Origin of the sequence: Celeribacter marinus (genome assembly GCF_965656515.1) — a bacterium.
GTDB lineage: Bacteria > Pseudomonadota > Alphaproteobacteria > Rhodobacterales > Rhodobacteraceae > Celeribacter > Celeribacter marinus_D.
Genome location: NZ_CBFHKW010000084.1, coordinates 1 through 7,082, shown reverse-complemented (window position 1 = coordinate 7,082; position 7,082 = coordinate 1). Strand labels below are relative to the sequence as shown.

Here is a 7,082-nt window from a genome sequence, read left to right as displayed (position 1 = left end):
TTGGACACCATGCGCTCGTTGTCGCGCAAATCGCGGTGGTTCACCCCGAACACAACCGTGCGGTCGACGTTTTTGGCGGGCGCAGAGATCAGCACTTTTTTGGCCCCGCGACGCATGTGCACATCCGCGCGGTGGCCATCGTTGAATTGTCCGGTGCATTCGAGAACAACATCGACGCCCTCCCAATCCAACTCGTCAGGCTCATAGGTGGACATCACTTGGATCGGGCCGCGCCCTAAATCCATGGTGTTGCCGTTTACCGCAATAGGGCCGCCAAACCGTCCGTGGACGCTATCGTATTTGAGCAGGTGGGCGTTGGTCTCAATCGGGCCAGTGGCGTTGATTTTAACCACTTCGACTTCGTTGAGGCCGGCCTCGGCAATGTGCGCCAATGTGCAACGTCCGATACGGCCAAAACCGTTGATGCCAAGTTTGATCGTCATGCTTACCTTATGCTCCCTACTGCGGCGGTGCGCGGGGTGTGCGCGCCATGTGCGTGTTGGGGATCGGGCAAATGGGCCAGCCTGATCCTTGTTCAGGCGTATACGCAAGTACACGGAGCCCGAAAACCCGTTTAGCGCCAACATGTTAGCGAAAACATGATAGGGTAGCGCTAACAAATGGCGCCTATCTGTGCCCTGCGCTTTTGTGTGGCGGCCAATCAAGGCGCGCAGTGGCGATCTGCGCTAAAATTACGGGTGCGCGATCACAGTAAAGGAGGCGACGACATGACCAGCGATAGAGAAAAAGACAAAACCCGTATGCAACCGCAAAACGGCCACCCGACCAAAGGTCAGACGGATGACGGTGCGGATAGTAACGATAGCGGCGATGGCGGGGATGGCTCGGGCTTGAGTGATGATGACCTTGATGGCATGACCAATTGGGGCAGCACGTGGGGGCATGGCCGCGCCAAAGACGATTGAATACGTATGAAAAAAGCCCGCGCAGTGCTGCGCGGGCTTTTCAATGTCGGTCTCGCGGTGCGGATCAAAGCAAGGCTTTGACCTGTGCCACGATATTAGCGGTGGTGATGCCGTATTTTTCGTAGAGCTCTTCGGCAGGGGCGGACGAGCCGAACCCTGTCATGCCGACAAACGCTTGCTTGCTCTCGCGGCCACGTTCGCCCAAGAGCCAACGATCCCAGCCCCCCGAACGCAAAGCGGCCTCGACGCCAACGCGTACCGGACCCGCGGGCAGGACTTGGCGGCGGTAGCTTTCGTCTTGCTCGGCGAACAGCTCCATGGACGGCATGGAGACAACGCGTGTGCCGATACCCTCGGCTTGCAAAATCTCGCGCGCTTCCATTGCAAGCGACACTTCGGAGCCTGTGGCCACGATGATCGCTTGGCGTTTGCCTTCTGCTTCGGCCAGTACATATGCGCCAGAGGCTACCATGTTCTTGTTCTTATGCTCGGTACGCAAGGTCGGCAGGCCCTGACGTGTCAGAACCAGAACAGATGGCGAAGTCTGGGACGTCAGCGCGATTTCCCACGCTTCGGCGGTCTCGACCGTATCACACGGACGCATGGTCACGGTGTTCGGTGTCGCGCGGCAAATCGCCAGATGCTCGACCGGTTGGTGTGTCGGGCCATCTTCGCCAAGGCCGATGGAGTCGTGCGTCATCACGTAAGTTACGGGAATACGCATCAACGCCGACAGACGCATTGCGCCACGGGCATAATCGGTGAAGCAAAAGAACGTGCCGCCGTAGGGGCGTACACCGCCGTGCAACGCGAGGCCGTTCATGGCCGCGGCCATACCGTGCTCGCGGATGCCATAATAGACGTAGCGGCCTTTGCGGTTGGTCTCGTCAAATGTGCCCAGACCCTCGGTCAGGGTGTTGTTGGAACCGGTGAGATCGGCGGAGCCGCCAAATGTCTCTGGCATGATCGGATTGACCACTTCGAGCACTTTTTGCGACGAGGACCGCGTTGCCATTTTGGGCTGCTCGTCCGAGATCTGCTTTTTGAACGCTTTGATCACAGCCGACAGTTTTTTGGGTGCGTCACCTGCGAACACGCGATTAAACTCGGCCTGACGACGCTCGGATTGCTCGTCGAAACGGGCTTGCCAGTCGGCGCGGGCACTGCGGCCTTGGGCGCCGATGGCTTCCCATTCGGCTTTGACTTTCGCGTCAACTTCGAAGGCGCCAAGCGGTGCGCCGTAGGCTTCTTTCGTTGCCTTCAACTCAGCGGCATCGGTCAATGCGCCGTGGCCTTTAGAGGTGTCTTGCTTGGCGTGGCCAATTGCGATGTGCGTTTTGCACGCGATCATCGACGGTTTTTTCGACTTTTTGGCGGCCTCGATGGCCGCGTCGATGGCCTCAGGGTCGTGGCCGTCGATTTCTTGAACGTGCCAGCCTGCCGATTTAAAGCGCATGGGTTGGTTGGTGCGATCCGACAGATCAACCGTACCATCGATGGTAATGTTGTTGTTGTCCCAGAACACGACCAGCTTGCTGAGCTTTTGACGACCCGCGAGGGCAATCGCCTCTTGGGACACGCCTTCCATCAGGCAGCCGTCACCAGCGATGCAATAGGTAAAGTGGTTTTGCAGCTTTGCGCCAAAGCGCGCGCGCAGCGATTCCTCGGCCATTGCAAAGCCCACAGCGTTGGCGATGCCCTGACCGAGTGGACCTGTGGTGGTCTCAACGCCGTCGAGTAGGAAGTTCTCGGGGTGACCCGCAGTTTTCGCGCCCGTCTGGCGGAAGTTCTTGATCTGCTCCAGCGGCATTTCCTCATATCCGGTGAGGTACAGTAGCGAGTAGATGAGCATGGAGCCGTGACCCGCCGACAGGATAAACCGGTCGCGGTCCGCCCAAAGCGGTGCGGAGGCGTCGAATTTGAGGTGGTTCTTAAACAGGACCGTGGCAACATCGGCCATGCCCATTGGCATGCCGGAGTGACCGGAGTTTGCAGCAGCGACAGCATCGAGTGTCAGTGTCCGGATGGCAGCGGCGCGCATCCAGTGATCGGGGTGCGCCTCGCGCAGTTTAGCGATATCCACGTATGGGTCTCCTTGAACAGACTGAGATGTGTGGATCGCGGATGGGCACGCGATCGAGTGCGCCTGTGATACCAACACGGTGGGGAAGTTCAAGGATCGTTGCCGCAATCGGGGCCTTTACGGGCGCGTGTGTGGCCAAAATTGATAGCTCGCGCGCAAACGAGCGCTCGAAAGGGGGGAATGGCGGTAGAGATATTGGTAATGCGGCACGGTTGCGCTAGGCTCTCGAATCAAGAGCGCATAGAGTGCGTACAGATCTTTGGCCGTGCCGGATACAACGCCGCAGCACCAGACAAAGAGAGAGAACGGGTGAGGGCGAATGAGCGACATTTCTGAACTAGAAGAGCGGATTACCTCTGCGTTGGAGCGGATCGGTCGGGCCGTGAGCGTGGCCGAGGAGCGCGCCGCAGCAGCGCCTGAGGTTGGCGGTATCGCAAGCGACGAGATGGAGGCCGAAATTGGCCGCCTCAATGAAGCGCTTGAGGCCGAAAAAGACGCCAACGCGCAGATGGAAGCGCGCGTAAAGGCGATCCACGACAAACAAAATACGCATGTTGCCGCCTTGGAGGGCGAGGTTGAAACTCTGCGTCGTCAGATTTACGACCTCGAAAGTGCTATGACGGGTCTACGTCATGCCAACGATACCTTGCGCGCAAACAACACGGCATTGCGCGATGCAAATGCGGCGGGTGTGGGCGATGCCAACTTGATAAACGCGGCACTTAGTGCGGATGTACAGGCGTTGGAACAGGTGCGCGCGACAGAGCGTGTCGCACTTGACGGGTTAATCTCGGACCTAAAGGCGGCGTTGCCGCACGATGTGGTTGCCGCTGAAACGAAGGAAATGTGAGATGCCAGACGTCAGTGTAAATATCGGTGGTCGCACTTACGAGGTGGCGTGTCAGGAGGGCGAGGAGCATTTCTTGAAATCTGCGGCGTCCTTGCTTGAATCCGAAGCGGCGGTTTTGTCGAGTCAGATCGGGCGGATGCCTGAGGCGCGCATGTTGTTGATGTCGGGCCTCATGCTGGCCGATAAAACGGCAGGGATGGACGAAAAACTTCGTTCGTTGGAGGCCAAACTGGGCGCGCAAGAAGCGTTGATTGAGGAATTGCGGGCTCAACCCAAACCTGCGCCCGAGCGCATCGAAGTGCCGGTTGTGCCACAAGGCGTGCGCGACTCCCTTGCGGAGCTGGCCGCACGTAGCGAAGCCATGGCGGGCGAGCTGGAAGATCGCTTGGGATTGTCTTCGCAAAGCTAAGGTTCCGAAAATATTGAAAAAAGGCGGGAAGAGTGATCTTCCCGCCATTTTTATGTCTGGATGGATGGCAACGGTTTAGCCGTTTGCAGCGCGGATCTGTTCGGCTTTCTCAGCGTCGAATGCCACGCCCTTGTCTGCGAGGGCTTGGTCCAGCTCACCCGATAGCGTCATTTCGATAACGATGTCACACCCACCCACAAACTCGCCTTTGATGTAGAGTTGTGGGATGGTTGGCCAATCGGAGAACTCTTTGATACCTTGGCGGATTTCGTCATCCGCGAGCACGTTCACGTCTGTGTACTCAAGACCCATGAAATTGAGAATACCGGCGACTTTTGAGGAAAAGCCACACTGTGGTGCGGATTTTGTGCCCTTCATAAAGAGCACAACATCATTGGTGTCGACGGTGTTTTGGATGGTTTCTTTGGCGGACATGATTGGAACTTTCTACGTGATATCTATGGGTTAAAGCGGTGATTGTCCCGCTTTATTCTGGCGCGCGGGTGGTCAGCGCCATGGCGTGCAATTCGCCACTGTCGAGTTTGGCCTTAACGGCTGCGTTTACGCGGCGTTGTTGCTGGACACGGTTTTGCCCGCGAAAGCTTTCATCGACCACTTCGGCAGCAAAGTGGTGGCCGTCATCGCTTTGAACGATGATGTGTGCATCGGGAAAGGCGGCACGGATCAGGTGTTCGATCTCGGTGGTGGTGATGGCCATTTACGGGCGCTCCATGCTTGATCTGTGGTGGATTTGAATTTCGGTTGCTCAGAACCTAATAGCGCGGTGCGCGCGCTGCAAGGTGGATCACGGATTTGCCTGCGCCAGAGCGCTCACAAATGCGTCTAACCGGTTGCGCAGCGTGTCACTATCGGACCAAACCCGCGCGTGTCGGGTCAAAAGCGCTACGCGTTCAGCCTCAACGTCGGGCGTGAGGTCGAGCATGCCAGCCTCGACCAGTTGCGCCATGCGTTCGTGCAGCGGTTTGAGCGCGTTAAAGTCGCGCATCATTGCGGGCAAAAGCGTTGGATCGTCACGCCAGCTCTCGCCGTTGAACCGCATTTGCACCACGCGCTGGCCCGCCCCCGCACATTCATAAAGGGTGCACCCCACCATGCCCTTGTCCACCAGATCGGTGTGGATCGTACATCGACAGTCGCGCGACAGATTGGGGCAGGGCGTCCCGCTTGGTTTGTCGATCGCGAACATCTCGCCTTGATCCAATGTCAGCCCGACACAGCAAAGTGCGGCGCATTGGCTACAATCGGAGGTGAGAGAGGGCAGGTGATCCATGTAAGTGAGCGTGGCCTATGGGGGAGAAAAAGGAAAGGCCCGCGCAGAATTGGCGGGCCTTCGGTCTGGTGGTGTCGTGGCGCTCGGGTTTAGGCGAAGGTCGCGCCAAAGGTGCCACGGTAGATCGCGGACAGCTCGGCCATTGGCGCGGATGAGCCACCCATCTGGACCGTGTCACCGCCGAATTTACCGACCGTGGCGAGCGTTACGCCCGCTTGCCCTGCGGCGACCATCAATGCTTCGGCTTGATCGAATGAACAGGCCACAAGATAGCGGGCTTGGTCTTCGCCAAACAGTTGAGCGGTGTCACTATCATCAAGCGTCAGGCCCAGACCCGCGGCTTCGGCCATCTCGAACGCCGCCAGTGCGAGCCCGCCATCCGATAGGTCAGAGGCAGAGGACACCAGTTTGCCGTTGGCGCGCAGGAATTCGCCATTGCGTTTTTCGAGGGCCAGATCAACGTGAGGCGCATCGCCATCTTCGCGGTTGAACACTTCGGCGAGGAGCGCCGATTGACCAAGGTGGCCGTATGTTTCGCCGATGAGAATGGCCATATCGCCCTCATTGGGCAGGCCGAAAATCAGCTCGTCCTCATTGGCGATAAGGCCCACTGCACCGATGGTTGGGGTAGGCAGGATGCCCTCGCCATAGCTTTCGTTGTAGAGCGAGACGTTGCCAGAAACGATGGGCATATCGAGGAAGGACACTGCTTGGCTGATCCCGTCCAACGCGCCCACAAATTGCCCCATGATCTCGGGCTTTTCGGGATTGCCGAAGTTCAAGTTGTCGGTGGTGGCAAGAGGGGTCGCGCCTGTTGCAATGAGATTGCGGTAGGCTTCTGCGACCGCCTGTTTCCCGCCCTCGACAGGGTTGGCCTTGACGTAGCGCGGTGTCACGTCCGAAGTAAAGGCGAGCATTTTGCCGGTGTCGTGGATGCGGATCACGCCCGCGCCCAGCCCCGGTTTTTGCACCGTGTCGCCCATGACTTGGGTATCGTATTGCTCGTAGACCCATGCTTTGGACGCATAGTTTGGCGATGAAATCAGCCCCTTAAGGCCATCAATCGGGTCGATTTGTGGCACATCCTCAACTGCGGCAGCGGCGGGCGTTGGCACCCACGGGCGGTCGTATTCAGGTGCTGAAGAGGCGAGCGTGGACAGGGGCAGGTCGCCCATGCAAACGCCGTTATGCATAATGAGGAAGCGGTCCTCGGAAATGGTTTCACCGACGATGGCGAAATCGAGATCCCATTTTTCGAACACGGCGCGCGCGACATCTTCTTTCTCTGGCTTGAGGACCATGAGCATGCGCTCTTGGGACTCGGAGAGCATCATCTCGTAAGCGGTCATGTTGGTTTCGCGCTGTGGCACGTTTTCGAGATCAAGGCGAATGCCGAGTTTGCCCTTGTCGCCCATTTCTACGGCCGAACAGGTCAGGCCCGCGGCCCCCATATCCTGAATCGAGATCACGGCACCGGTAGCCATCAGTTCCAAGGTGGCTTCCATCAGACATTTTTCGGTGAA

Annotated in this window: 9 protein-coding genes; 3 read left to right on the top strand and 6 right to left on the bottom strand. The window is 58.2% G+C overall.

Annotation, left to right across the window (positions count from 1 at the left end; all coding sequences use genetic code 11):
- A partial coding sequence (locus ACTG34_RS13005; protein WP_439105316.1) for a glyceraldehyde 3-phosphate dehydrogenase NAD-binding domain-containing protein occupies window positions 1-443 on the bottom strand: 443 nt, incomplete at its 3' end.
- A 285-nt stretch (window positions 444-728) separates the two neighbouring features.
- Here ACTG34_RS13005 and ACTG34_RS13000 point away from each other — a divergent pair.
- Window positions 729-926, top strand: a complete 198-nt coding sequence (locus tag ACTG34_RS13000) for a hypothetical protein (protein WP_439105315.1) — start codon at window positions 729-731, stop codon at window positions 924-926.
- A gap of 64 nt (window positions 927-990) precedes the next feature.
- Here the strand turns inward: ACTG34_RS13000 and tkt are convergent, their stop codons facing one another.
- On the bottom strand, window positions 991-3,009 hold the full coding sequence (gene tkt, locus ACTG34_RS12995; RefSeq protein WP_439105314.1) for a transketolase: 2,019 nt from the start codon (window positions 3,007-3,009) through the stop codon (window positions 991-993).
- Window positions 3,010-3,328: 319 nt separating this feature from the next.
- Here tkt and ACTG34_RS12990 point away from each other — a divergent pair, with 319 nt between their 5' ends.
- Entirely contained in the window at window positions 3,329-3,859 is a 531-nt protein-coding gene (locus ACTG34_RS12990) for a hypothetical protein (protein WP_439105313.1), read from the top strand.
- A 1-nt stretch (window position 3,860) separates the two neighbouring features.
- Window positions 3,861-4,268 carry a cell division protein ZapA gene (locus ACTG34_RS12985; RefSeq protein ID WP_439105312.1) on the top strand — a complete coding sequence of 136 codons (408 nt, stop codon included), beginning with the start codon at window positions 3,861-3,863 and terminating at the stop codon, window positions 4,266-4,268.
- Between the two features lie 75 nt (window positions 4,269-4,343).
- Here the strand turns inward: ACTG34_RS12985 and grxD are convergent, their stop codons facing one another.
- The 4 genes from grxD to ACTG34_RS12965 all read right to left on the bottom strand — a co-directional run.
- Window positions 4,344-4,703, bottom strand: coding sequence for a Grx4 family monothiol glutaredoxin (gene grxD, locus ACTG34_RS12980; protein WP_439105311.1), 360 nt, complete (start codon window positions 4,701-4,703; stop codon window positions 4,344-4,346).
- 52 nt (window positions 4,704-4,755) lie between these two features.
- Window positions 4,756-4,986, bottom strand: a complete 231-nt coding sequence (locus ACTG34_RS12975; RefSeq protein WP_062215838.1) for a BolA/IbaG family iron-sulfur metabolism protein — start codon at window positions 4,984-4,986, stop codon at window positions 4,756-4,758.
- Between the two features lie 87 nt (window positions 4,987-5,073).
- The gene (locus ACTG34_RS12970; protein ID WP_439105309.1) at window positions 5,074-5,559 is read right to left on the bottom strand and encodes a hypothetical protein; all 486 of its coding nucleotides are present in this window, start codon (window positions 5,557-5,559) and stop codon (window positions 5,074-5,076) included.
- Between the two features lie 89 nt (window positions 5,560-5,648).
- On the bottom strand, window positions 5,649-7,082 hold a 1,434-nt coding region (locus ACTG34_RS12965), incomplete at its 5' end, for an AIR synthase-related protein (protein ID WP_439105308.1).